The 24,643-nt window shown below is 73.5% G+C and carries 20 protein-coding genes; 14 read left to right on the top strand and 6 right to left on the bottom strand.

The features are described 5' to 3' along the window. Positions 1 to 88: 88 nt before the first annotated feature. Together BJ965_RS01175 and BJ965_RS01170 are read left to right on the top strand one after the other, a co-directional pair. Positions 89 to 3,955, top strand: coding sequence for a Pls/PosA family non-ribosomal peptide synthetase (locus BJ965_RS01175; protein WP_184906918.1), 3,867 nt, complete (start codon positions 89 to 91; stop codon positions 3,953 to 3,955). Between the two features lie 77 nt (positions 3,956 to 4,032). Beyond that, on the top strand, positions 4,033 to 5,376 hold the full coding sequence (locus BJ965_RS01170) for a M1 family metallopeptidase (protein ID WP_184906917.1): 1,344 nt from the start codon (positions 4,033 to 4,035) through the stop codon (positions 5,374 to 5,376). Positions 5,377 to 5,437: 61 nt separating this feature from the next. Here BJ965_RS01170 and BJ965_RS01165 read toward each other — a convergent pair whose 3' ends face one another. Continuing rightward, positions 5,438 to 6,832, bottom strand: coding sequence for a hypothetical protein (locus BJ965_RS01165; protein ID WP_246545810.1), 1,395 nt, complete (start codon positions 6,830 to 6,832; stop codon positions 5,438 to 5,440). Between the two features lie 356 nt (positions 6,833 to 7,188). On the opposite strand from BJ965_RS01165, the gene BJ965_RS01160 reads away from it, so the two are divergent. Together BJ965_RS01160 and BJ965_RS01155 are read left to right on the top strand one after the other, a co-directional pair. After that, positions 7,189 to 7,686 (top strand): LysE family translocator, encoded by a 498-nt coding sequence (locus BJ965_RS01160; protein WP_246545809.1) that lies wholly within the window; start codon positions 7,189 to 7,191, stop codon positions 7,684 to 7,686. Between the two features lie 137 nt (positions 7,687 to 7,823). Next, positions 7,824 to 8,387, top strand: a complete 564-nt coding sequence (locus BJ965_RS01155) for a snapalysin family zinc-dependent metalloprotease (protein WP_184906916.1) — start codon at positions 7,824 to 7,826, stop codon at positions 8,385 to 8,387. Between the two features lie 168 nt (positions 8,388 to 8,555). Here BJ965_RS01155 and BJ965_RS01150 read toward each other — a convergent pair whose 3' ends face one another. Further along, complete coding sequence (locus tag BJ965_RS01150; RefSeq protein WP_184906915.1) at positions 8,556 to 9,122, bottom strand: rhodanese-like domain-containing protein; 567 nt, start codon at positions 9,120 to 9,122, stop codon at positions 8,556 to 8,558. Positions 9,123 to 9,203: 81 nt separating this feature from the next. On the opposite strand from BJ965_RS01150, the gene BJ965_RS01145 reads away from it, so the two are divergent. Further along, the gene (locus tag BJ965_RS01145) at positions 9,204 to 9,485 is read left to right on the top strand and encodes a metal-sensitive transcriptional regulator (RefSeq protein WP_018845516.1); all 282 of its coding nucleotides are present in this window, start codon (positions 9,204 to 9,206) and stop codon (positions 9,483 to 9,485) included. 54 nt (positions 9,486 to 9,539) lie between these two features. Here the strand turns inward: BJ965_RS01145 and BJ965_RS01140 are convergent, their stop codons facing one another. Together BJ965_RS01140 and BJ965_RS01135 are read right to left on the bottom strand one after the other, a co-directional pair. Beyond that, positions 9,540 to 10,292, bottom strand: coding sequence for a sulfite exporter TauE/SafE family protein (locus tag BJ965_RS01140; protein WP_184906914.1), 753 nt, complete (start codon positions 10,290 to 10,292; stop codon positions 9,540 to 9,542). Positions 10,293 to 10,613: 321 nt separating this feature from the next. Continuing rightward, positions 10,614 to 11,990, bottom strand: a complete 1,377-nt coding sequence (locus BJ965_RS01135) for an MBL fold metallo-hydrolase (protein WP_184906913.1) — start codon at positions 11,988 to 11,990, stop codon at positions 10,614 to 10,616. A 398-nt stretch (positions 11,991 to 12,388) separates the two neighbouring features. Between BJ965_RS01135 and bdeA the strand changes: the two genes are divergently transcribed. The 9 genes from bdeA (at position 12,389) to BJ965_RS01090 (ending at position 22,411) form a co-directional block, all read left to right on the top strand. Next, positions 12,389 to 13,309, top strand: a complete 921-nt coding sequence (gene bdeA, locus BJ965_RS01130) for a bis(hydroxyethyl) terephthalate hydrolase (RefSeq protein ID WP_184906912.1) — start codon at positions 12,389 to 12,391, stop codon at positions 13,307 to 13,309. Between the two features lie 335 nt (positions 13,310 to 13,644). Next, positions 13,645 to 15,405, top strand: a complete 1,761-nt coding sequence (locus BJ965_RS40300; RefSeq protein ID WP_184906911.1) for a LuxR C-terminal-related transcriptional regulator — start codon at positions 13,645 to 13,647, stop codon at positions 15,403 to 15,405. Positions 15,406 to 15,597: 192 nt separating this feature from the next. Then, positions 15,598 to 16,866, top strand: coding sequence for a PucR family transcriptional regulator (locus BJ965_RS01120; RefSeq protein WP_184906910.1), 1,269 nt, complete (start codon positions 15,598 to 15,600; stop codon positions 16,864 to 16,866). 209 nt (positions 16,867 to 17,075) lie between these two features. Then, positions 17,076 to 17,918 carry an ABC transporter ATP-binding protein gene (locus tag BJ965_RS01115; RefSeq protein ID WP_184906909.1) on the top strand — a complete coding sequence of 281 codons (843 nt, stop codon included), beginning with the start codon at positions 17,076 to 17,078 and terminating at the stop codon, positions 17,916 to 17,918. Then, on the top strand, positions 17,915 to 18,715 hold the full coding sequence (locus BJ965_RS01110; RefSeq protein WP_184906908.1) for an ABC transporter ATP-binding protein: 801 nt from the start codon (positions 17,915 to 17,917) through the stop codon (positions 18,713 to 18,715). Before BJ965_RS01115 ends, BJ965_RS01110 begins: the two co-directional genes overlap by 4 nt. Beyond that, the gene (locus tag BJ965_RS01105) at positions 18,712 to 19,608 is read left to right on the top strand and encodes a branched-chain amino acid ABC transporter permease (protein WP_184906907.1); all 897 of its coding nucleotides are present in this window, start codon (positions 18,712 to 18,714) and stop codon (positions 19,606 to 19,608) included. The genes BJ965_RS01110 and BJ965_RS01105 overlap by 4 nt, the downstream gene beginning before the upstream one ends. Further along, positions 19,601 to 20,743, top strand: coding sequence for a branched-chain amino acid ABC transporter permease (locus tag BJ965_RS01100; RefSeq protein ID WP_184906906.1), 1,143 nt, complete (start codon positions 19,601 to 19,603; stop codon positions 20,741 to 20,743). The genes BJ965_RS01105 and BJ965_RS01100 overlap by 8 nt, the downstream gene beginning before the upstream one ends. Further along, positions 20,740 to 22,011 (top strand): ABC transporter substrate-binding protein, encoded by a 1,272-nt coding sequence (locus tag BJ965_RS01095; protein WP_184906905.1) that lies wholly within the window; start codon positions 20,740 to 20,742, stop codon positions 22,009 to 22,011. Before BJ965_RS01100 ends, BJ965_RS01095 begins: the two co-directional genes overlap by 4 nt. Before the next feature lie 22 nt (positions 22,012 to 22,033). Beyond that, complete coding sequence (locus BJ965_RS01090) at positions 22,034 to 22,411, top strand: VOC family protein (protein WP_184906904.1); 378 nt, start codon at positions 22,034 to 22,036, stop codon at positions 22,409 to 22,411. A 29-nt stretch (positions 22,412 to 22,440) separates the two neighbouring features. Here the strand turns inward: BJ965_RS01090 and BJ965_RS01085 are convergent, their stop codons facing one another. Together BJ965_RS01085 and BJ965_RS01080 are read right to left on the bottom strand one after the other, a co-directional pair. Further along, a complete protein-coding gene (locus BJ965_RS01085; protein ID WP_184906903.1) occupies positions 22,441 to 23,550 on the bottom strand; it encodes a hypothetical protein in 1,110 nt (369 codons plus the stop codon). 2 nt (positions 23,551 to 23,552) lie between these two features. Continuing rightward, positions 23,553 to 24,611 carry a hypothetical protein gene (locus BJ965_RS01080; RefSeq protein WP_184906902.1) on the bottom strand — a complete coding sequence of 353 codons (1,059 nt, stop codon included), beginning with the start codon at positions 24,609 to 24,611 and terminating at the stop codon, positions 23,553 to 23,555. Between the last annotated feature and the right edge of the window lie 32 nt (positions 24,612 to 24,643).

Raw genomic sequence — 24,643 nt, 5'->3', positions numbered from 1 at the left:
GTTACCGAGCTGGAGCCGGACAACCCCAGGCATACCTGCGGGCCCGCCAGCGCCCCGGAGGCATCCGGGATCGAGACGCGAGGACCGGATGGCAGCCATACAGGGGAGCGACGCTCTCGGCCTGCTCGGGGATGAGCTCGGCGCGGAGATCCAGCAGGAGTTCGGTGACGCGGCCCGCTTCTCGGGACGCCCGGCGGCCTCGCCCCGCACCCTGGTCGACATCTTCGAGGCGTCCGTGCGGTCGTATCCGGAGGAACCCGCCCTGGACGACGGCACGACCAGCCTCACCTACCGGGAACTGGCCGTCGAGGTGGAGCTGCTGCGGCGACGGCTCGGCTCCGCCGGGGTGGGGCTCGGGGACCGGGTGGGGGTCCGGGTGCCGTCCGGCACCAACGAGCTCTACACCGCGATCCTCGCCGTGCTCGCGGCCGGCGCGGCCTACGTCCCCGTCGACGCCGAGGACCCCGACGAGCGGGCCGGGTTGGTGTTCGGCGAGGCGGACGTACGGGCCGTCATCGGCGCCGGGCACGAGATCACCCTGCACGGTTCCGGCCGGACCCCCGTCGCACGTCCCGGCGTCGGGAACGACGCGTGGATCATCTTCACGTCCGGCTCCACCGGGAAGCCCAAGGGCGTCGCCGTCTCGCACCGCAGCGCCGCCGCGTTCGTGGACGCCGAGGCCGCGCTGTTCCTCACCGAGGAGCCGATCGGCCCCGGCGACCGGGTCATGGCGGGACTGTCCGTGGCGTTCGACGCCTCCTGCGAGGAGATGTGGCTGGCCTGGCGGTACGGCGCCTGCCTGGTACCGGTGCCGCGTGCCCAGGTCAGGAGCGGCGCCGATCTCGGGCCCTGGCTGGTCGAGCAGGAGATCACCGTCGTGTCGACCGTGCCCACGCTGGCCGCCCTGTGGGAACCGGAGACCCTCAACGACGTACGGCTGCTGATCTTCGGCGGTGAGGCCTGCCCGCCCGAGCTGACCCAGCGGCTGGTGACCGAGGGGCGCGAGGTCTGGAACACGTACGGTCCGACCGAGGCGACCGTGGTGGCCTGCGCCTCCCTGATGAGCGGTCAGGAGCCGATCCGGATCGGGCTGCCCCTGGACGGCTGGGAGCTGGCCGTCGTCGACGAGGCCGGCGAGCCCGTGCCCATGGGCGGCAGCGGACAGCTGGTGATCGGCGGCGTCGGTCTCGCCCGGTACCTCGACGCCGAGAAGGACGCCGAGAAGTACGCGCCCCTGGAATCCCTGGGCTGGGAACGGGCCTACCGCAGCGGCGACCTCGTCAGGGCCGACCCCGAGGGGCTGGTCTTCCTCGGCCGGGCCGACGAGCAGATCAAGCTCGGCGGACGGCGGATCGAGCTCGGCGAGGTCGACGCCGCGCTCCAGGGCCTGCCCGGGGTCGCCGGAGCCGCGGCCGCCGTGCGCACCGCCCGTGGCGGCAACCAGCTCCTCGTCGGTTACGTCGTCACCCAGGACGGCTGGGACCACGCCGCCTCCGTCGGGAAACTGCGGGCCGAACTGCCCGCCGCGCTCGTGCCGTTGCTCGCCCCGGTCGAGGAGCTGCCCACCCGCACGTCGGGCAAGGTCGACCGCAACGCGCTGCCCTGGCCGCTGCAGGACCTGGAGACGGGCGGCCCCGCCGAGCAGCTCTACGGCACCGAGGCCTGGCTCGCCGAGCAGTGGACCGCAGTGCTCGGCATCCCGGTCACCAGCGCCGCCGACGATTTCTTCGCGATCGGCGGCGGCAGTCTGTCCGCCGCCCAGCTCACGACCCGGCTGCGCACCCGCTACCCGAGCGCCGCCGTCCTGGACATCTATCAGCAGCCCGTGCTGCGCAAGCTCGCCCGCCGGCTCGAGAAGTCGGCGCAGGACGAAGAGACCCGGCGCACGATCACCCCGGTCCCCAGGCGCGCCCAGCTCGTCCAACTGCTCCTCCTCGTGCCGCTCTTCACCCTCCTCGGCCTGCGCTGGACCGTGGCACTGGCCGCACTCGGCAACCTGCTGCCCGCCTACACGTGGCTGCCCACGGCCCCCTGGTGGCTCCTCGTGGTGGCGGCCGTCGTCCTGTTCAGCCCGCCGGGGCGGCTCGCCCTGGCAGCCGGCGGCGCGCGACTGCTGCTGCGCGGCGTGCAGCCCGGCCGGTACGCGCGCGGAGGCGGTGTCCACCTGCGGCTGTGGACCGCCGAACGGCTGGCCGAGTTCAGCGGCGCGACCTCGCTGACCGGCTCCTGGCTGGAGCGGTACGCGCGGGCACTGGGCGCCAAGGTCGGGCCGGACGCCGATCTGCACTCGCTGCCCCCGGTCACCGGCATGCTCAAGCTGGGGCGGGGTGCGGCCGTGGAGTCCGAAGTGGATCTGTCCGGCTACTGGCTGGACGGCGACCGGCTGGAGATCGGCACGGTCAAGGTGGGCGCACACGCCGTCGTCGGCACCCGCAGCGTCCTCTTCCCCGGCGCCCGGGTGGGCAAGCGCGCCGAGGTGGCCCCCGGTTCCGCGGTCACGGGGCAGATTCCCACCGGTCAGCGGTGGGCGGGCGCGCCCGCGGTCAAGCTGGGCAAGGCCAAGCGCAACTGGCCGAAGGAACGGCCGCGCAGGGGCGCGCACTGGAGCGTCATGTACGGCCTCACCGGCCTCGCACTCACCGCGCTCCCGGTGCTCGCCGGGCTCGCCGCGCTCCTCGTGGCCAGGGCCTTCGTCACTCCGGGCTCGGTCCTCACCGGCGCCGCCCTGGCCGTCGTACCGGCGACGCTCGCCTACGGACTGACGTACGCGGTGCTGCTGCTGATCGCGGTACGGCTGCTGAGTCTCCGCCTGTGCGAGGGGGCCCACCCCACGCACAGCCGGATCGGGTGGCAGGCCTGGACGGTCACGCAGCTGATGGACCGCTCGCGCGAGACGCTGTTCCCGCTGTACGCCGGGCTGGTCACGCCGGTGTGGCTGCGGCTGCTCGGCATGCGGATCGGACGCGGCGCCGAGGTGTCGACCGTACTGGCACTGCCCAGTCTGACGACCGTCGGTGAGGGCGCCTTCCTGGCCGACGACACCCTGACCGCGCCGTACGAACTCGGCGGCGGCTGGATGCGGATCGGGCGGGCCGAGATCGGGCGGCGGGCCTTCCTCGGGAACTCGGGGATGACGGCGCCCGGGCGGAGCGTGCCGGACGGCGGGCTGGTCGGCGTGCTGTCGGCGACCCCGAAGAAGGCCAAGAAGGGCACCTCCTACCTGGGGCTGCCGCCGGTCAAGCTGCCGCGCGCCGCCGCCGGCGGAGACCAGAGCCGCACCTACGAGCCGCCGGCCCGGCTGCTGTGGGCGCGCGGTCTGGTGGAGCTGTGCCGGATCGTGCCGGTGTTCTGCTCGGCGGGTCTGGCGGTGCTGACGATCGCCGCGCTGTGCGCCCTGGAGGCCTGGGCGCCACTGCTGTCGGGTCTTGTGCTGCTCGCGGCGGGCGGGGTCGCGGCCCTCGTCTCGATCGTCGCCAAGTGGGCGCTCGTGGGACGGCACCGCAGCGGGGAGCACCCGCTGTGGTCGTCGTTCGTGTGGCGCAACGAGCTGGCCGACACCTTCGTCGAGGTGCTCGCCGTACCGTGGCTGGCGGGCGCGGTGCCGGGCACACCGGTGATGACGGCCTGGCTGCGGGGCCTGGGCGCCCGCATCGGCAGGGGCGTGTGGGTGGAGAGCTACTGGCTGCCCGAGACGGATCTGGTGACGCTCCGCGACGCGGCCACCGTGAACCGGGGCTGTGTCCTTCAGACGCACCTCTTCCACGACCGGATCTTGCGGACGGATACTGTGGTCCTCCGTGAGGGCGCGACGCTGGGCCCTGGCGGGATCGTCCTGCCCGGCAGCACGATCGGGGCCCGCACCACGCTGGGTCCCGCGTCGCTCGTCATGGCCGCGGAGTCCGTCCCCGACGACACCCGCTGGCTCGGCAACCCGATCGAGGCATGGCGCCCCTGAGCGCGGGTCACTCGGAGCCGGAAGGCGTCGCACCGGCAGGCAGTGGCAGCAGCGCAGCGCAGGGAGACCAGACGGCAGTGGCAGTCCAGCAGGCGGCGGGCGCGGACCCGTACTTCCCGGAGCACGGCGACCCCCGCTACCGGGTGCACCGGTACGAGCTCGCGCTGGACTACCGCCCGGGCCCGAACCGGCTGTCCGGGACGGCCCGCATCAACGCCATAGCGGGACGGGCGCCCCTCTCCGAGTTCGTGCTGAACCTGGCCGACTACAAGATCGGCCGGGTGCGGGTCGACGGACGCCAGCCGCACTACACGCACCGCGGCGGCAGACTGCGCGTCCGTCCGGCCAAGCCGGTCCGTGCCGGGGCGCCCTTCACGGTCGAGGTGCACTGGTCGGGCAATCCCGAGCCGGTGAACAGCCCCTGGGGCGGGCTCGGCTGGGAGGAGTTGGAGGACGGGGCGCTGGTGGCCAGCCAGCCGATCGGGGCGCCGTCGTGGTACCCGTGCAACGACCGGCCCGCCGACAAGGCCTCCTACCAGCTGTCGATCACCACGCCGTCGGCGTACGCGGTGGTGGCGGGCGGCCGTCTGCTGACCCGGACCACGAAGGCGAGCACCACCACCTGGGTGTACGAGCAGTCGGCGCCGACCTCCAGCTATCTCGTCGGCCTCGTGATCGGCAAGTACCAGACGGTGCTGCTGGGTGACCCGGGCCCGGGCGGGGTCCCGCAGCACGGGCACATCCCGGCGCATCTGCTGGGCGACTTCTCGCGGGACTTCGCGCGCCAGCCGCAGATGATGGAGATGTTCCAGGAGCTCTTCGGGCCCTACCCGTTCGACGAGTACGCCGTCGTGGTGACGGAGGAGGAGCTCGATGTGCCCGTCGAGGCACAGGGGCTGTCGCTGTTCGGCGCCAACCACGTGGACGGTGCGCGGGGCTCGGAGCGGCTGGTGGCGCACGAGCTGGCGCACCAGTGGTTCGGCAACAGCGTGTCCATCGCCGACTGGCGGCACATCTGGCTCAACGAGGGGTTCGCGAAGTACGCGGAGTGGCTGTGGTCGGAGCGCTCGGGCGGGCGTACGGCGGAGCAACTGGCCGCCGCCGCACACCGGTTGCTGTCGTCGCTGCCGCAGGACCTGCGACTGTCGGATCCCGGCCGCAAGTCGATGTTCGACGACCGGCTCTACGAACGCGGCGGGCTCGTCCTGCACGCCGTGCGCTGCGCGCTGGGCGACATCGCCTTCTTCCGCATGCTGCGCGGCTGGGGGCACCTGCACCGGGGCGGCACGGTCACGACCGCGGCCTTCACCGCGCACGTGGCGCGCTTCTCGGCCGAGCCGGTGGACGAACTGCTGCAAGCGTGGATCCACGGGACGGCGCTGCCGCCGCTGCCCGGCGCCGAGAGGCGCGCGGCGGGCTAGGACGCACCCGCCGCGCCTCGTGCCACGGGGTGGGGCGACCAGGGCCGTCCCGCCGTCGGCGTCAGCGCGGGATGCCCAGGGCGTCGAGGTGCCGGTGCATGACCTCTGCCGGAAGGCCGGGGTTGCCCAGGGCCCGTGCGGCGAGCTCCGGGTCCTTGCAGCTCTCCAGGATCAGGCCGGCCGGCAGGGCGGGATGCGCGGCCGCCATGCCCCGCACACGTTTGTCGGGGTCGGCGAGCAGCCGGACCACCACGTCGGCCGGTGCGTGTGCGTCGAGTCCCACCAGCAGCCTCTTCCCCGGGTCCGGGTCGTCGGCGAAGCGCCGCCCGGCCCCGGCGCGCGGGAAGTTGGCGTGGCCGAGCAGACCGCCCTTGGTGATGACCTTGCAGTCGAGATAGGTCTGCAGCACGACCTCGCCGTCCACGGTCGGCTGGTTCTCGCACAGCAGGAGTCTCACCGGGTAGTCGTCGTCCTCGGCGAGCAGTGCGACGGCGTCGGCGGGCAGGTGCGGGGCACAGGCGGCGCTGCGGCGCAGGAGGATGTTGGCCGACCGGGCGCACCGGCGCAACAGGTCGGGATCGGCACACGTACGCACCCATTCGACCGGATACAGCCGGTCGGACGAGTCGATGGTGATGTCGACGGCGGCACGTTCGCTCTCCGTCAGCTCGGGGCGTACCGACACGGTCAGCCGGACGCTGTGCTCGTCGTCGTCGGCCATGGTACGGATGATGTCGATGGGCACGTTGAGGTTCGCGGCGAGTTCGCGTCGGTCCGCCTCCTCGCCGCCGGCCGCGAGCCGTTCGGCGGTCGCCGTGCTCAGGGCGCCGTGGCGGATCACCTCGTGCCGGTGGAAGGTGCCGAGGTCCGCGTCGAGCAGGAGATCGGTGTACCTCGCGTCGTCCCGGCAGGCCTTCATCATGGCTTCCTGGCGTACGCTCTCGTCGGCGTCGGCGAGCAGGCGGTTCCGGGTGTCGTCGGAGAGCAGGGACCACGCGCGGCAGGCCGCCCGGCGGAGGTTCGGATCCTGGTGGCCGGCCAGGCCCGCGATCAGATCCGGAGCAGTGAGCCGGCAGCCGGCCGCACTGCGGCGGACCCGCGCTTCCGGGTCGGCGAGCAGACGTTTCTGGACGGACAGGGGCAGGGGCTCCACGGGGATGCGGAACCAGTCGGGCCCATAGGCCAGAGCCTCGCGCACCCGTGCGTCGGGGTCGTCGATGAGCCGGGCGCGTTGCTCCGGCGTCACCCAGGGGTTCGCGGCGAACGCCGAACGCAGCCTGTGGTCGGGGTGCGCGACGATCGCGTCGACCACCTCGTCCGGCAGCGCCCGCCAAGCCAGCGTGTCCCAGGCCGCGACGGCCTCCTCGGACAGCAGCCTGATCAGTACGTCAGCCGGTGCCGCGGGGTTCCTCGCGAGGGCACCGATCGTCTCGCGGTCAGGACACTCGTCGCACATGCTTCCCCCTGTTCGCCGGCGACGGACGCAGGCCCGCAGATTGTGCTCGGACCGTGTGTTCGAGGTCAACGTCGGTGATCACGTCCGTCCCGGAGGGCCCGGGTGGTCCGGGCGGCCCTTGCCGGGGTACTCGGCGCCGGTGCACGCAGTCGCACCAACGGGCCCTGGCCACAGGGAGCTTGACAGGGCAGGAGTGGAGGGCGGATGACGGTGGACCTGATCGGTTTCCTCGGCGTTGTGCTGGTGGCGTACGTGGTACCGGGCCCGGACTTCCTCGTGGTGGTCAGATCGGCCGGGAGGATGCCTCGAAAGGGAGAGCCGCCGCACTGGGCGCGCAGACCGGGCTGTGCGTCCACATGCTGGCCGCCGCGGCCGGGCTCTCGATGATCGCCAGCCGCTCACCGATGGTGTACGACGGCATCAGACTGATGGGCGCGGCCTACCTCGTGTACCTCGGTGTGCGGGCCGTGCTCGCCGCCCGCCGGGCCGCCCGGGAAAGGCGGAACGTGAAGGAGGCCGCACCTCACGCCCCACCGGAGTGCGGGCCCGTTGGCGGGCGTTTCCGGTCCGGCTTCACTCAGGGGTTCCTCACCAATCTTCTGAATCCCAAGGCCGCCCTGTTCTTCCTCAGCGTCCTTCCGCAGTTCGTCGACGGTGACGGGCCGTTGGCGCAGCAGATCATCTTCCTGGGCACCCTGGACATCCTCATCGGCGTCGCCTACTGGTTCGCCCTCGTCCTCGTCGCCGCGCGACTGCGAGCCCTGCTCTCGAGGCCGACGATCCGTCACCGCTGGGAGCTGACCACGGGCTGGTTGTTCATCGCCATCGGCGTCTCGGTCGCGGCCGCAGCCTGACGGCCCATGAGGGTCGAGAGAGGGGAGATGCCGGGCGCCGGTGTACTCCGGTTGACGGATTCAAGGGTCATCCGGCCGGGCAATGGGCTAAAGAATGTCATGAGCACGACTCCCCTTCCCCCACAAGGAGGTCGATCATGCACGTCCGAACGCTGACCGGCGGGCTCGTCGCAGCCTGCCTGGTGACTCTGTCCCTGACGGGTGGCCAGGCCGTGGCCGCCGCTCCCCAGACGGCGGACGCCCCCCTCGCCGCGCGGGTCCTGACCTATGACGCCGCCGGCTCCGCGGAGTTCAGGAGCGCCGTCGACCGCGGTGCGGCGATCTGGAACGAGAGCGTCGACGCCGTGGAACTACGGCCGGCCGCAGCCGGGCAGCGGGCGAACATCCGGGTCCTCGCGGACAACGGCTGGCCGCGCGCCCTGCCCACCACCCTCGGCAACGGCACCGTGTACATCGGGCGCCAGGCCGTCGACCAGGGTTACAACACGATCCGCATCTCCGCGCACGAAATCGGGCACATCCTCGGCCTGCCGGACCGCAAGCCCGGGCCGTGCTCGAGTCTGATGTCCGGTTCCACCGCGGGCATCGCGTGCACGAACCCCTATCCGAACACGGCGGAGAAGGCGGAGGTCGAGGGGAACTTCGGCGGCGCACTCGCCGGGCCCGCCCCGGCCGTGCGGGCCGGGGTGATCGTGGACTGACGCGTGCGGCGCCACGCGTGAAGAGCCCCGGCGCCCACCCCGGACCGCCGGCTGTCGATCGGTAGCGGCAGCGAGTCGCCACGGTCCCCTGTCTCCACGCCGAACGGCAGGGGAACCCGTGGCGGCCCGTCACGCCGGAGGACCCGCTGTCCCGCGGACCTGGCTGCCTCAGCCCTTCAGTGCGGCGAGGGTGGCGTCCAGGTCGGTGGCGTCGGGCTGGTTGTAGGGGAGCCGGGCGAGGATCCTGGCCATGCCGCAGGTGTTGGTGACGGCGGAGAAGACCAGGCCGCCGGCGACGCTCGCGGACAGTACGCGCGCCGCGCTCCAGCGCTGTCCGGCGACCAGCCCGGCGAGGACGAGGGAGCCGGCTGCGAGGCGCACCTGGCGTTCCATGACCCAAGGGGAGCGCGTGCCGGCGGGGCGGTGGGTGTCATGGCCGAGCTGCGTCCAGGCGGTGGTGCCCCCGGACAGGGTGGCGGCGTCGATCCCCTCGTCGGCCAGACGCTCGCAGGCGGTGGCTGAGCGGGCGCCCGAGGCGCACACGACGAGAAGCTCGCCGCGCTCGGCTGCGGCGCTCAGCGACGGCAGGGCCGCGTCCAGGTGGTCGAGGGGGATGTTGTGGGCGCCGGGCACGTGGCCGAGGGCGTATTCGCCGGGAGTGCGGACGTCGATGACGATCAGTTCGTGGAGGCGGGCGTGGGCCTGCTCGGCGGTGAGGGCGATGATGGGTGCCACGGGGGGAATTTCCTTTGCTCGTGCGGGTTCACACCTTCGATAGGATACCCGTGGGGGTATCTTGACAAGGGAGTGTGGGCTGTGGAACTGGCGATGGCGGCTGAGGAACTGAAAACGGTGGTCAACCGGCTGCGCCGGGCGCAGGGGCAGATCGCCGGTGTGATCAAGATGATCGAGGAAGGGCGGGACTGCGAGGACGTGGTCACGCAGCTCGCGGCGGCGTCCCGGGCTCTGGACAAGGCGGGCTTCGCGATCATCGCCACCGGTCTGCAGCACTGCCTGACCGATGCGGACATGGCCGCCTCCGGCGACCGGGAGCAGATGCGTGCGCGTCTGGAGAAGCTGTTCCTTTCTCTGGCGTGAGCCGTACCGCTCTCTGGTGTGAGCCGTACCGCCGAGGTCTCAGTCGACGGCCTCTCAGGTGAGGGCATCGGCGAGCATGAAGACGGCGACGGCCAGCAGGATGACGCCGAAGGTGCGTTGCAGCAGGATGCCGGTGACCTTGGCGGCCAGGCGTTTGCCGTCCCAGGCGCCGAGGATCGCGGCGCCGGCGAAAGGGCCGACGACCGCCCAGTCGACCCCCGCGGTGGTAGCGCCACGGGTGGTCAGAGAGGCGAGCGAGTTCGCCGAGATGACCAGCAGGCTGGTGCCGACGGCGGCCTGCATCTCGAACGCCAGCACGGTGACCAGTGCGGGGACGGCGAGGAAGCCCCCGCCGACGCCGAGCAGCCCGGTCAGCGCTCCCAGTCCGGCGCCGGTGCCGGCCGCCTTGGCGGGCCGCGCACCGTCGGCTGCCGGACCGGGGGCAGAGCGGGTGGGCCGCAGCATGGCGACGGCGGCGAGTGCGGCGACGCCGGCGAACGCGGCGGTCAGGACCGGCTGGGGCAGCCGGGCCGCAGCGGCTCCGGCCGCGGCGGCGGGCAGGAGTCCCGCCGCGGCGAACAGCGCGCCGGCTTTCCAGCGGACGTCGCCGGTGCGGGCATGGGCGTACAGGGCCGTGAGCGAGGTGGCGGTGACGATGATCAGCGCGGCGGTGGTGGCGGCGGCGGGGGTGAAACCGAGCAGGTAGATCAGCGCGGGCACTGCCAGGACGCTGCCGCCCCCGCCGAGCGCACCGAGCGCGAGCCCGACCACCGCCCCGGCGAACAGGGCCAGGACCAGTGCACTCACGGTATGACTCCGCCGGGGTCGCCCTCACCGGTGACCGTCGGGGTGTGGTGCCCCGAGCGGCAGACCGTGACCACCGGCCCGCCCCGTGCGACTGGCAGGAGCGGCACCCCTTCCGGGAGATGGGACGGCGGCAGCGGGTGCGGGGCGCCGGGAGCGTGCCCGGCTCTCCGCTCCGGTGTCCCGCGGACGCCCGGAAGTGCGGCTGTGAAGCCGCTGGTCCGCTGCAGGGGTTCGCCGGGACAGAGACGGCCGGGGTCGTGGCGAGGGGACGAGAACATCGTGGATCACTCCGTGAAGGTGCGGTTGGTACGGCCGGGCCGGTCAGCGGCCGTTGTCGGGCCGGGTGAGGGGCAGTCCCGCCTCGACGGCGGCGTCGAAGCCGTCGTCGACGGCGACCACGTCACGGCCCGCGGCATCCAGCAGGGACGCGGCGATCGCCGCACGCATTCCGCCCGCGCAGTGCACCCACACCGTCCCGCCCGGCACCTCGCCGACACGGCCGTGCAGCTCGTGGACCGGGATGTGCACCGAGCCCTCGATGAAGCCGCCCGCGCGTTCGGCATCGCGCCGCACGTCCAGCACCACCACCTGTTCCCCGCGCCCGCGCAGCTCCGCGAGGTCGACGAAACGGACGCGGGGGAAGGAGACGAGCTGCTCACCGGCGCGCACCCAGCCGGCCGGGTCGCCGGTCGCGGCCGCGGCCGGGCGGTCGATGCCGACCCGGGCCAGCTCCCGCTGCGCGTCGGCGAGCTGCTCGGGTGTCCCGGCCAGCAGAGTGACGGGCTTGCCCCACGGGATCAGCCAGGCCAGGTAGGTGGCGAGGTGGCCGTCGCCCTCGAAGTTGAAGGAGCCCGCCACGTGCCCCTCGGCGAAGGCCACCCGGCTGCGCAGGTCCACCACCCACTCGCCGGCGGCCAGCCGGGAGGCGATCTCCTCGCCGTCCGCGCGCCGGGGCGCGGTGAGGTCGACGGGTGCGGGGCCGGCGGCGTTGGCCGGGCCCATGTGCGCGTAGTAGGCGGGCACGTCGTCGAGTCGGGCGAGCATCTCGGTGACGAAGGTGTCCACGTCCTTGGTCAGCGCGTCGTTGGTCCTGCGCTCCCGGCCGACGGTGGTCGCGTCCCCGGTGGCCTGCGAGGAGGAGCAGAAGCTGCCGAATCCGTGGGTGGGAAGCACCGCGACGTCGTCCTCCAGCTCGTCGGCCAGGCGCTGGGCCGAGGCGTGCTGGGCGCGGGCGAGCCGCTCGGGCAGCCGCGGCTCGACCAGGTCGGGGCGGCCCACGGAGCCGATCAGCAGTGACCCGCCGGTGAACACCGCCACACCGCGCTCGTCCTCTTCCAGGACGTAGGAGGTGTGGTGCGGAGTGTGCCCAGGGGTGGCGAGCGCCCGCAGCGTCAGACCCTCGTCGACCGTGACGGTGTCGCCGTCGGCCACGGGGGTGCGGTCGAAGCGGACGTGCGCCCCGGCCGGCACCAGGTAGGCGGCGCCGGTGACACGGGCCAGCTCCAGGCCGCCGCTGACGTAGTCGTTGTGCACATGGGTCTCGACGACGTACGCGATGCGCACTCCGCGCCGGGCGGCGGTGGCGATGACCTGATCGATGTCGCGCGGCGGGTCGACGACCACCGCGGCACCGGGCCCGCCGGCCACATAACCGCGGTTGCCCAGGCCCTCGAACTCCAGGGTGTCGACGAAGAACACGACTGCGACTCCTTCCGAACGGTGAGTACCCCCGGGGGTATTTGACCCTCACCATAACAGGGATACCCCCCGGGGTATTCCGGAGGTGGGAGTGCCCATGCGGAGACGGGCTGCGCAGCCTCAGCTCCGGCGGGAGCGGAGGGCGGCCGCCTCACGGTGCCCGGTAGTACGGCCGGCTGGCAGCAGCGACCGCGGCGGCCGGCTCACCGTGAAGGGCGCGCCCCCCTGAGGGCGGTGGCCCGAGACCGGTGACATTGCCGGTCCGCGCGCGGCGGTCGGCCCCCGACAGTGGCACGGCCAGCCCAACGGCGGTGCCCGACCGCGGGCACGCGGCAGACGCCCCAGGTCCCGCGTGCCCGTGGAACGGCCGACCGCCACGACAGAGAGGACGACTCGTCGTGCACCTCAACCCCCACAACGGCTCACCCACTCGCGCCCGCGGGCGCCGGGCCGGACGACTGGCCGCAACCACCGCGGCACTCGCCCTCGCCGTCGGCCTGGGACCCCTGACCGGCCCGGGGGCCCACGCCGCGGACAACCCCTACGAGCGCGGCCCGGCCCCCACCACCTCCAGCATCGAGGCGCTGCGCGGCCCGTACGCCGTGTCGCAGACGTCCGTCTCCTCGCTGTCCGTCACCGGATTCGGCGGCGGCACCATCTACTACCCGACGTCCACCAGCGACGGCACCTTCGGCGCCGTGGCCATCTCGCCCGGCTACACCGCCTACGAGTCGTCCATCGCCTGGCTGGGGCCGCGCCTGGCCTCGCAGGGCTTCGTGGTGTTCACCATCGACACCCTCACCACGCTCGACCAGCCCGACTCCCGAGGCCGCCAGTTGCTGGCCGCCCTGGACCACCTCACCGAGCGCAGTTCGGTGCGTGGCCGCGTCGACGCCTCCCGCCTCGGCGTGATGGGCCACTCGATGGGCGGCGGCGGCAGCCTGGAGGCGGCCAAGTCGCGTCCGGCCCTGCAGGCGGCGATCCCGCTGACCCCGTGGAACCTCGACAAGACCTGGCCCGAGGTCACCACACCGACCCTGATCTTCGGTGCCGACGGCGACACCATCGCCCCGGTCGCCTCGCACGCCGAACCGTTCTACTCGAGCCTGTCCTCCTCGCTGGACCGGGGCTACCTGGAGCTGAACTCGGCGACCCACTTCACGCCCAACTCGTCGAACACGACGATCGCGAAGTACAGCATTTCCTGGCTCAAGCGGTTCATCGACAACGACACCCGCTACGAGCAGTTCCTGTGCCCGCTGCCCCGGCCGAGCCTGACCATCGAGGAGTACCGGGGCAACTGCCCGCACCGTTCCTGACACGTCCCGCGCCGCGGGTTACGGGGGTCGCGACAGCGGGGGGACCGGCGGCGGACGCGTGCGAGGCGTCCGCCGCCGGTGGCGTGCCCGGGCACGGCCGGGGCGGCCTTCCGTTGGGCCGGTGCACAATCCGTCCACCGGCCGGGCCCGGTCAACGCGCAGGTAGAGCCGAGGGTTTGCGTGCCGGGCCGCGCGGACGTCAGCCTTCCGGTCTTCCTTACGCGCAAGTAACCTCCGTGGGATGACGGGAGACAGCAGCAGAGCTCGAACGACTCCCCCCGCAGGGAGCCGGAACGGCCGTGACGCCGCCCGGTCGTCCGCCGCGGAACGCGGCCATGCCGAACTCGCTCGCGGCAGGCGCCAGCTGTTCGACGGGCCCGTGGGCGACGCGCGCGAGACCCTGCTGCTGGCCGCGACCCTGCTCGCCCCCCGCCGCCCCGGAGACCGCCGAGGCCGCCCATCTCGGCGCGACGGACGCCGCCTGGGCATCCGGGGACGTCGTGGCCTGTCTGGCCACCCTCGACGCCACGGACACGTCAGGGCCGGCGGACGGCCGCGCCGCGGCCAGGTCCCTCGCGGGCGAGGCCGACGCCCCGACGGCCGTCGAGGGCAGTGCTTCGACGACCGGCGAGGGCGGTGTCCCGGCGACCCCGCACACCATCGACGGTCCCCCGCCCTCCGGGGTCGTACGAGGCCTCGACGGCCCGCCGCCTTCCGATGTCGTGCGACGGCCGGTGGGCTCGCCCCCGTCCGGTGCCGTGTCACCGTCGCCCCACGTCGCGCGAGGCGCCGCCAACCCGTCCCCGCCCGGCGTCGCACATCTCGCCCTTCCGTCCGCAGACGGCGGGCAACCAGAAGAGTCCGCCCCCGATCCCGGCCCGGGCCGGTGGGGCCGCGACCCGTTCTTCCGGGACTACCGCGACGGTATGCGTGCCCTGCTGGCCCGGCGGCCGGAGCTCGCCGCCGGGCCGCTGCGGCGCGTGCTGGCCCGAGCCCGCCGCGACGACCGGCCGGAGCGGCTGCTGCGCGCCGCGGCGGCGGCCCTGCTGCTCGGGGACGTCCACGCGGCCCGCACCGCCGGGTCCCGCGCCCTCGCGGCCGCCCGGGCCACGGAGTGCGCGGCGTTCGAAGCGCGCGCCCTGGAGTACCTGGCCTACGGCGAACTGCGCGCCGGCCGCCATGCGCAGGCGCGTGCCCACGCCGAGGAGGGCGTGCGCGCGGCGCTCATGGCCGGTCACCGCAACACCGCGGCGAGCCACCACGCGATGCTCGCCCTGGCCGCTTCGATCGAGGGGGACACCGCCGCGGTGGCCGGGTACGCCTCGGCCGCCCTGGCCACCGCCCGTCGCCACGGGCTGGCCCAGGCCGCGACCCTGGCCGAGTGGGCCACCGCCCGCGCCGACCTGGCCCGCGGCCGCCCCCTGGACGCCGCCGACCGGCTCGGACCCCTCGTCCGTCCCGGCCCCCGGCGCGGTCACTTCGCCGTCTGGATGCTCGCCGTGCCCTGCTTCGTGGAGGCCGCGGTGCTGGCCGGGCAGCCGGAGGACGCGCGGGACATCGTCGCCGACCTCGCCCGGTGGGCCGCCTTCGGTGCCGATCCGCACGCCCCGGCCCAGCACGCGCGCTGCCGGGCCCTGCTCGCGTCGGACGACCGTGAAGCCGACGACCTCTACCTGAGGGCGCTCGCCCTGCACGACGGGTCCGGCGGTGACTTCGAGCGGGCCCGCACCGAGCTCCTGTACGGCCGGTGGCTACGGCGTCGCCGCAGGCTGCGGGAGGCGCGCGGCATGCTCGGAGCCGCCCTGGTCGGCTTCGACCGTTGCGGCGCCGGAGCCTGGGCCGACCAGGCCCGGGGCGAACTGCGCGCCAACGGAGCGGTGTCCGGGAAGGAACCGGCCGCGGGACTGTCGGGGCTGACACCGCAGCAACTGCGCATCGCACGCCACGTGGCCGAGGGCGCCACCAACCGGGAAGTGGCCCAGCGGCTGGCCGTCAGCACCCGCACGGTCGACTACCACCTGCGCAACGTCTTCGCCGCCCTCGGCGTTCGCTCCCGCATGGAACTGGCCCGCATGGTCGACCAGGAGCAGCGCTGAGCCCCCGGAAAATCTCGGCGGACCCAGCGAGAAGAAGCCGCACAACCCTGGGGACCGACCGGACGGTATGTCATCCTTCGAAGCAGCACTACGCGGGTGACGACGGCCGTACGGGCAGCGCACCCGCCGGACGCCGCTGCGCCCGGACGGCGCCGGGGGCCGCCGGAAGGCCGAAGTCGGGGGAGGACCGCCATGCATCCTGCCGCACGCACACGTACGACGTTCCGCGCCGGGCCCACACCCGTTCCGCAGCCGCGGCCACGAAGGCTCCGATCGCTGATCGACGCCGACGCGCTGCGCGTCCTGCACCGGGCCGCCCGCGTCCTGCTGGACGACCTGCCGGACCTGACCGACCGGCTGCTGGCAGTCCTGCGCGAGCAGGAACCGGCGTACCGGACCGCGCTGGAGAACGATCACGCCGGCACCTGGCAGGAGGTGTACCGCTCGCTGCGGCACAGCGTGACCTCGCTGCTCGACCCGCGCGGCACCCGTGAGGCCGCCCACCGCTGCACCTGGCGGATCGGCGTCGCCCGGGCCGAGCAAGGGCTGCCGCTGGACGCCGTGCTGCACGCGTTCCGGCTGGGCGGCTCCCTGGTGTGGCAGCGGCTGGTCGAGGAGACCACCCGCTCGGAGCCCGAGGACGTCCGGCTCCTCGTGCACGTGGCCACCGACGTGTGGAACTTCGTCGACGAGCACTGCACCCTCGTGGCCGACGCCTACCGGCAGGCCGAGCGGCAGCTCGCCTGGCGGCGCGAGAACAGGGTGCGCCTGCTGGCCGCGGCCCTCCTGGACGGCACGAGCCGGATCGCGGACCTGCCCGAGACCGCCGAGAGGCTGTGCCTGCCGGAGCACGGCCGGTACGTCGTCGTCGCGATCGCCGGCGGCCCGCCGCACGATCTCCCGGCCGGCGGATGCGCCTACCGGCACTCGGGAGCGGACGTGGACCACGGCATCGTCCTGGTCGGCGACGAGGGGAACGGGAAGGCCGACCGGGACCCCCTTGCGGCGCTGGCCCTGACCGCCGACACCCCGGCGGGCTGCCGCATCGGCGTCGGCAGCGCCGTGACGGGACTCGCCGCCGTCGGCGACGCCCGGCGCCTGGCCGACCTGGCTCTGAGCATCTGCCCACCCGAGGGCGGCACGGTCCGGCTCACCGAACACCTCCCCGAGGCGCTGGTCGTCTCCTGCCCGGACCTCGGCGCGACCCTCACCGAGCGGGTACTCGGCCCCCTGCTCCGCCTGGAACCGGCCGACCGCGACGTACTGCTGGACACCCTGGTCGCCTGGTTCGCCTGCGAGGGCTCCGCCCAGCGCGCCGGTGAACGGCTGTACTGCCACCGCAACACCGTCCTGAACCGGCTGCGCCGCTGCGAGCAGCTCATCGGCCGGTCCCTGGCCCGCCCGCACGACGTGGTGGAGATCGGCCTCGCACTGACGGCGCGCCGGGTGCCGCGCGGCTGACCGGACACTCCTCGGGCAGCCGCACCGTCCCCGTCGGGCCGGGTCGCGCATCCCCACCTCTGGGCAGCCGCACAATCCCCGCCGACCCGCGTTGGGAGCGTGCAGCCACCCGGCCCGCACACCTGTACCGCCCCTCCGCGCCCGTGCTGTCGTGAGCTGCCCTTCCCCCGAAGCACCCGTGCCCGACGGCACGGACCCGAGGAGCCGTGATGCCCGAAGCACCACCGGACGAGGAGCCCGCCCTGCGCGTCGAGGGCCTCGACGTGACCTACGGCCGCGCCCTGTCCGCCCTTCGCTCCGTCTCGCTGACCGTCCCGCACGGCACGGTCGTCGCCCTGCTCGGCGCCAACGGCGCGGGCAAGACGACCCTGCTGCGGGCGGTGTCGGGCACCCTGCGCCTGCACCGCGGCGCGATCACGGCCGGCCGGATCCGCTACGGCGCCACGGAACTCGACGGGCGGGACCCGGTCGCCGCGGTGCGCGCCGGGGTGGTCCAGGTCCCCGAGGGGCGCCGGGTCTTCGCCGGGCTCACCGTCGACGAGAACCTGCGCTCCGGCGGCCTCGGTCTCGGGCGGCGCCGCCCGGACCAGGTCGCCGAGGCCCGGGAACGGGTCTTCACGCTCTTCCCGCGCCTCGCCGAACGCACCCGGCAGGCGGCGGGACTGCTCTCCGGCGGCGAGCAGCAGATGCTCGCCATCGGCCGGGCCCTCATGGCCGCGCCCCGTCTGCTCCTGCTCGACGAGCCCTCCCTGGGCCTGGCCCCGCAGATGGTGTACCGGATCGCCGAGGTCGTCCGCGAGATCAACGCGCAAGGCACCGCCGTGCTGCTCGTCGAGCAGAACGCGGGCATGGCGCTGTCCCTGGCCGACACCGCCCACGTCCTGGAGGTCGGCGAGGTCCGCCTCTCCGGGCCCGCCGAGGAACTGGCCCGCACGGACGCCGTGAAGCGGCTGTACCTGGGCGAGACCACCGAAGAAGGCGCCACGGCCGCCGAAGAACGCACCCAGACAGCGCAGAGAGCCGGAACCACCGAGGGGCAGGGAGCCGCGTGACCGTCCGCACCACCGCACCGCCCGAACTCGCCGTCACGGACGTGACCGTCCGCTTCGCCGGGCTCACCGCCCTCGACGCGGTGTCCTTCACCGTCGCCCCGGGCTCCGTCCACGCGCTCATCGGACCCAACGGAGCGGGCAAGTCCACCTGCTTCAACGTGCTGTCGGGCCTGTGCCGCCCCGCCGCCGGCACCGTACGGCTCGGCGATGCCGACCTGACCCGGCTGGCGCCCCACCGCATCGCCGCGCTCGGCGTGGCCCGCACCTTCCAGAACATCGTCACCACCCAGGGCACGGTCGCCGACAACCTGATGCTCGGCCGCCACGCCCTGTCCCGGGCCGGATTCGCCGCCAGCGCGCTGCGCCTGCCGCACGTGCGGCGCGAACAGCGCGTCCACCTCGCCCGGGCCCGCGCGATCGCCGAACTCACCGGCCTAGGACACCACTTCGACAACCCCGTCGCCCTGCTCTCCTACGGCGACCGCAAACGCGTGGAGTTCGCCCGCGCCCTCTGCCTGGAGCCCAGCGTCCTGTTGCTGGACGAGCCGGTCGCCGGGATGAACGCGGCCGAACGGGCCCGCACGGTCGAGGTCGTGCACGCCGTGCGCGCCGAACTCGGCCTGTCCGTCGTACTGGTGGAGCACGACATGGGTCTGGTGATGCGGCTCGCCGACGAGGTCACCGTCCTCGACTTCGGCCGTGCCATCGCGCACGGCACCCCGGACGAGGTCCGCGGCGACCCCGAGGTGCTGCGCGCCTACCTCGGCACCGGCGCCGACCAGGAGGACGCGGCATGACCACACTCCTGAGCACCCTCTTCGACGGCCTCGCCCTGGGCGCGGTCTACGCCCTGGTCGCGCTCGGCTTCGTCATCATCTTCAAGGCCTCCGGCGTCATGAACTTCGCCCACGGCTCCCTGCTCCTGCTCGGCGGCTATCTCACCGCCGTACTCCACGACGACCTCGGCTTCGCCGGGGCCCTAGCGGTGTCCGTCCTGGTGACGGCAGCGGTGGCCGGCGCCCTGGACCGCTTCCTGCTCCAGGCCGGCGGGACGGACCCGCACGGCGCCCATGTACAGACCATCGTCACCATCGGCGTCGACATCCTCATCCTCACCGACCTGTCCCGGCGCATCGGCGGGGACCTGCTCTCGCTCGGCGACCCGTGGGGCGACTCGGTCAGCGAATGGGGGCCGGTGACCGTCGCGGACAGCCGGATCGGCGCGATCGTGGTCTCCGGCGTGGTCATCGCCGGTGTCTTCGCGCTGTTCCGGTACACCTCCTGGGGCCTGTCGCTGCGCGCCGCGGCCGAGGACGTCGAGGCGGCCTCCCTGATGGGCGTACGGCTGGTGCGGATCCGCATGCTCGCCTGGTGCCTGGCCGGAGCGCTGGCCGCCCTGGCGGCGGTGTTCCTCGCCGCGTTCCCCGCACCCGGGCTGGAGCGCACGACGGGGCAGATCGCCCTGAAGGCGTTCCCGGCGGCGATCCTCGGCGGGATGGCCTCGCCACCGGGAGCCCTCGCGGGCAGCCTGCTGATCGGCATGACCGAGGCGCTCGTCGCGGGCTACCAGTCCGACCTGCACGTCCTGGGCGAGGGGTTCGGCGACGTCGCCCCCTACGCGGTGATGGTCCTGGTGCTGCTGGTGCGGCCGACCGGGCTGTTCGGGGGAAAGGCGGCGGTCCGTGTCTGAGCGACTCTCCCGCGCCGGCGCCGTCCGCGTCGGCTGGACCTCGGCGGCCGTCGTCGTCCTGTGCGCGCTGCCCTTCTACCTCGACGCGTTCTGGCTGCGCATCGGCCTGTTCTCGATGGCGGCGGCCATCGGCGCGGTGGGCCTCGGCCTGCTGTCCGGCACCGCCGGCCAACTCTCCCTCGGCCACGCCTTCTTCCTCGCCGTCGGCGCCTACGGTTACGTGTGGCTGGCCGGTGAACCCGGGCCCGGGCTGCCAACCGCCCTGGCCGCCGTACTCGCGGTCCTGCTCGCCGGGGCGGCCGGCGGGCTCTTCAGCCCGGTCGCCGGTCGGGTGCGCGGCGTCTACCTGGGCGTCGCGACCCTCGCCCTGGTCTTCCTCGGCCACCACGTCCTGCTCACCGCGGACTCCGTCACCGGCGGATTCAACGGCCGCTCGGTGCCGCCGCTGGAACTGGGCGGCTTCTCCTTCTCCGCCGACTCCGAACTGACCGTACTGGGCGTGCCGTTCGGCGCCGAGGAGCGACTCTGGTACCTGGGCGTCGCCCTGTTCGCGGTCACCTGGTTCACCGCCCGCGGACTCCTGCGCGGCCGTCCCGGGCGCGCCCTGGTGGCGCTGCGCGACAGCGAGACCGCGGCGGCCGTGATGGGCGTGAACGTCTCCCGGCACCGCTCGGCGGCCTTCGTCGTCTCGTCGATGTACGCGGGCCTGGCCGGCGTGATGCTCGCCCTCTCCTTCCGCCGCGTGGTGCCCGACTATTTCGGCCTGGTGCTGTCGGTCGACTACCTCGCCATGATCGTCATCGGCGGACTCGGATCGGTGGCCGGAGCCACCGCGGGCGCCGTCTTCGTCACCGCGCTGCCGCTGCTGATGACCCGCTACGCCGACCAACTCCCGCTGGTGGCCGCCCCCGGCACCACCGACGGCACGGTCGGCCCCACCGAGGCCGCCCGCTACCTCTACGGAGCGGCGATCGTCCTGATCCTCCTCTTCGCCCCCGACGGCCTGCACGGCCTGGTCCGCCGCCTGCGCGCACGTCTGCGCAGTCGCCGAGCCGCCCCACCGACCGCCACCGGCACCACCTCCGCTTCCCTGCCGCACACGTCAGCCGCACGAGCCAAGGAGCCCACCCCGTGAACCCCACCGCACCACGCACCAGAACGCTTCTGGCCACCGCCCTCGCGGCCCTGCTGCTCGCGGGCACCGGATGCAGCTCCAAGGCCGGCTCCGCCGGGAGTGCCGACGACGGCGCCGACGGCATCAAGACCGGCCCCGGAGTCACCGGCAAGACCATCAGGCTCGGCGCCCTGACGGACCTCACCGGCCCCTATGCCACCCTCGGCAAGAGCATCGTGCAGGCGCAGCAGATGTGGGCGGACGAGGTCAACGCCCGCGGCGGCATCTGCGACCGTCGCATCGAGATCGTCGTCAAGGACCACGGCTACGACGTCCAGAAGGCCGTCACCGCCTACGCCGACATCTCCGCGGACGTCGTGGCGCTGCCCCAGGTCATCGGTTCGCCCGTGATGGCCGCACTGCTCGACGACATCGAACGGGACAAGGTGCTCACCTTCCCGCAGGCCTGGGCCGCCTCCCTGCTCGACCGGGACTCGGTCCAGGTCCTGGGCACCACCTACGACGTCGACATGATCGCCGCGGTCGACTTCCTCACCCGCACCAAGGGCCTGGCGAAGGGCGACACGATCGGCCACGTCTACTTCGAGGGCGACTACGGCGCCAACGCGCTGGAGGGCTCGCGGTGGGCCGCGAAGAAGGCGGGCCTGAAGATCGCCGGTCAGAAGATCAAGGCGACGGACACCGACCTGTCCGCGCAGGTCTCCGCGCTGCGCAAGGAGGGCGTCAAGGCGATCCTGATCAGCGCCGGACCGGCCCAGACGGCCTCACTGGTCGGGGTCGCGGCCTCCCGTGGCCTGAAGGTGCCCGTCGTCAGCAGCGCCCCCGGCTACGCCCCGCAGCTGATGAAGACACCGGCCGCCCCGGCCCTGGCGGCCATGCTGAACGTGGTCAGCGCCGTCCCCGCGGTCAGCTCCGACGTGGCCGGGGTCCGCACGATGGTCGCCTCCTACAAGAAGAAGTACCCGGACTCCCTGGTCGACTCCGGTGTGCTCTCCGGCTACAACGCCGCTCAGCTGATGGGCACGGACCTCAAGAAGGCCTGCGAGAACGGCAGTCTGACCCGCGAGGACGTGGTCAAGGCCCACCGCTCCCAGTCCAGCGTCGACGTCGGCCTGGGCTCGCCGCAGAACTTCTCCGACAAGGCACGGCCCGCGAGCACCTCGACCTACGTGCACAAGCCGGACGCCAAGGCCGTGGGAGCCGCCGTGAACGTCGAGAACGCACACATCGCACCGGGCGTCAAGGAGTACCTCACGTCGCGGAACTGACGGCGGGTCCTAGGATCGTCCCGTGATCGCCGACCTGCAGTGTGTGGTGCTCGACTGTCCCGAACCGGCGGAACTGGCCGCGTTCTACGGGTTGATCCTCGGTGGCACCGTCAACCAGCCGGACCGGCGGTGGGCGGTGAGCGACGACTGGGCGACGCTGCACACGCCGTCCGGAGTCGTCCTGGCGTTCCAGCGGGCAGCCGACCACCACCCGCCGCTGTGGCCGGACCCGTCCCGGCCGCAGCAGTTCCACCTCGACTTCGGCGTCGCGGACCTGGACCGGGCCGAGGAAGAGGTACTGGCCCACGGGGCAACGGTGTTGGACGCCGGTGCCGACGGGCGGGGCTGGCGGATCTATGCCGACCCGGCGGGGCACCCGTTCTGCCTGGTCCGCCATTGAGGAACGGGCACGCGCCCGGGTCGGTCGGCTCAGCCGAACCGCAGGATGCGCGGCGCGAAGGTGCCTCCGGGGCCGTCGGCGCGGCCGGTCGACCAGACCGTCGCCGTGCCCGGCACCGGTGTCAGCCGGAGCACCGAGGAGTCGCCTTCCCCGGCCACCGCCGGTTCGCCGTACTCGGTGAACGACTGCCCGTTCCAGGCGAGGAAGTCGGGCCCGGGGACAAGCGGGGGAGTGCCGCCCGGCGGTCCCCACTTCTGTGAGCGGGACACCGAGACCCAGGCCAGTGAGCCGGACGCGGTGGGTGTCAGTGAGGTGACCGAACCGAAGTCGGTCGGCACGGTCACCCGGTTCCACGCCTGCCCGTCCCAGCGGACCAGCAGGGGCGGAATCGGCCGGCCCACCGGACCGCCGACGAACCCGGCCGTGCCGCCCGCCCACACCTCCGTCGGCGACACCGCCAGCACGCTCCCCACGGCCGACCGCGGAAACCCTTCCACGACCGTCTGCTGCCAGGCCTTCCCGTCCCAGTGCGCCACGGCCGCACCCGAGTCGGTGGCGCCCGCCGCCCAGACGTCGTCGGCAGCCAGGATGTGCAGGCCGTACACGGCCCCCGGCGGCGCCGGCACGTCCCGCCAACCGCCGCCGTCCCAGCGCAGCAACACCTGGGCGCCGTCCCGCGATCCGATCAGCCAGGTCTCACGGCCGCCGGCGACGACCTTGGTGAGCACCACCCCGCGCGGCGGCCGGCTCTCGCCCCAGGTGGTGCCGTCGTAGCGGAGCAGACGGGCACCGCCCTCCGAGTCGCGCCCCACCGCCCAGACCGCGGTCGGCGAGGTCGCGGCGACGGACAGCAGTTCCCCCTGCCAGCGGACCCCGGGCAGACTCGGGCGCTGCCACGCCGTTCCGTCCCAGCGCAGTACCAGCGGGAACCCCGGCGCCTCGCGGCCGACGGCGTCGGCGCCCACCGCCCACGCCTGGTCCGACCCGAACGCCACGGCTTCGTTCAACCCGGCCTGGGGGCGTACCTGCGCCGGGACCGGAACGTGGTGCCAGGACGGTGTTTCCGCCGCTGCCGAGCTCATGTGGGCCGTGACGGTCATGGCGACGGCGAGGGCCGCGAGGAGAAGTCGGCGTGCCATGGTCAGCCTCCCAGCCGCTCGCTCATCAGGTTCGGCTTCGAGCCGTAGATCTCGACGCTCCCGAAGGACAGCAGCCAGACCCCGGCCCGCGTCAGCGCACGGGGTTTGACGTCGATCGCGTTCGTGCGCGCGGGGCCGTAGGAGAAGACGGTGCGCGTGCCGTCCACCCGCGCGTACTTCGACTGGAACGCGTGGTCGCTGCGCACCGGCAGCCACAGCGCCCCGTCCGGGCCGCGCACCAAGGCCTCGATGGAGGTGTCGCCCAGCGGCGGGTACGTGGTGCGCCAGGTGTGCCCGTTCCAGGTCGTCAGATAGGTGCGGGGCGCGCCGTCCACGTACCGGCTGCCGCCGATCGTGACCCTTCCGGACGGTTCGGGCAGGATCGTGTGCACGTTGCTGTCCGGCGGCAGCGGCACCTTCGCGTCCCGCCACAGCGTGCCGTCCCAGCGCAGGATGCCGCTCGTCCCGGTGCCGGCGTCCGCCCAGGCCCAGGCGTCGGTGGCGGTGCGTGCGGTGATCCCCATGACGTAGTGGACCCCGTCCGGCACGGACTGCGCGGTCCAGCGCGATCCGTCGTAGCGCAGCACCTTCAGCCCGGTGTCGTCCTCGCCCACCACCCAGGCGGCACCCGCTACGGCGGTGAAGTCCTGGTAGGTCCACAGGGCCTGCGGCAGCGGCACGGCCCTCCACCCCGCTGCCGACCGGCGCAGAATCTCTCCTGCGCCCCGGCGTTCGTGGAAGATCCACACCTCCTTGCCGACGAACCGGACCTTGCCGAGGCGGCCCGGTTCACCGGCGCCGGGGAAACCGGTGTCCCGGCTCCACGCCGTGCCGTCCCACCGATACAACATCGGCCGCAGCCCGTCCGCGGCCTGCTCGTACCCGGTCGCCCAGGCCTCGCCCGGCCCGCGCGCGGCGAGATGGGACACGGTCACCGGCGGGGCCGCCGCCGGTACCGCCAGCGCCGACCAACCCGGCGTCACGGCCGTGGCAGCGCCCGGCGACATCACCGCGGCACACGTGATCACGAGACAGACGACGACCGCGCGAAGCCCGTTCACGAGACCTCCCCAGAACGCGAAGGCCGCTCACG

This window comes from Streptomyces luteogriseus, assembly GCF_014205055.1.
Lineage (GTDB): Bacteria > Actinomycetota > Actinomycetes > Streptomycetales > Streptomycetaceae > Streptomyces > Streptomyces luteogriseus.
The sequence above is the reverse complement of the archived record's forward strand: the minus strand, read 5'-3'. Positions and strand labels throughout refer to the sequence as shown.

What these genes read in the sequence shown, in the direction of transcription:
- BJ965_RS01175 (WP_184906918.1), top strand. Translation starts at nt 89, where the DNA reads ATGGCAGCCATACAGGGGAGCGACGCTCTCGGCCTGCTCGGGGATGAG.
- BJ965_RS01165 (WP_246545810.1), bottom strand. Translation starts at nt 6,832, where the DNA reads ATGTGCGACGAGTGTCCTGACCGCGAGACGATCGGTGCCCTCGCGAGG.
- BJ965_RS01160 (WP_246545809.1), top strand. Translation starts at nt 7,189, where the DNA reads ATGCTGGCCGCCGCGGCCGGGCTCTCGATGATCGCCAGCCGCTCACCG.
- BJ965_RS01155 (WP_184906916.1), top strand. Translation starts at nt 7,824, where the DNA reads ATGCACGTCCGAACGCTGACCGGCGGGCTCGTCGCAGCCTGCCTGGTG.
- BJ965_RS40300 (WP_184906911.1), top strand. Translation starts at nt 13,645, where the DNA reads ATGCCGAACTCGCTCGCGGCAGGCGCCAGCTGTTCGACGGGCCCGTGG.
- BJ965_RS01120 (WP_184906910.1), top strand. Translation starts at nt 15,598, where the DNA reads ATGCATCCTGCCGCACGCACACGTACGACGTTCCGCGCCGGGCCCACA.
- BJ965_RS01115 (WP_184906909.1), top strand. Translation starts at nt 17,076, where the DNA reads ATGCCCGAAGCACCACCGGACGAGGAGCCCGCCCTGCGCGTCGAGGGC.
- BJ965_RS01105 (WP_184906907.1), top strand. Translation starts at nt 18,712, where the DNA reads ATGACCACACTCCTGAGCACCCTCTTCGACGGCCTCGCCCTGGGCGCG.
- BJ965_RS01085 (WP_184906903.1), bottom strand. Translation starts at nt 23,550, where the DNA reads ATGGCACGCCGACTTCTCCTCGCGGCCCTCGCCGTCGCCATGACCGTC.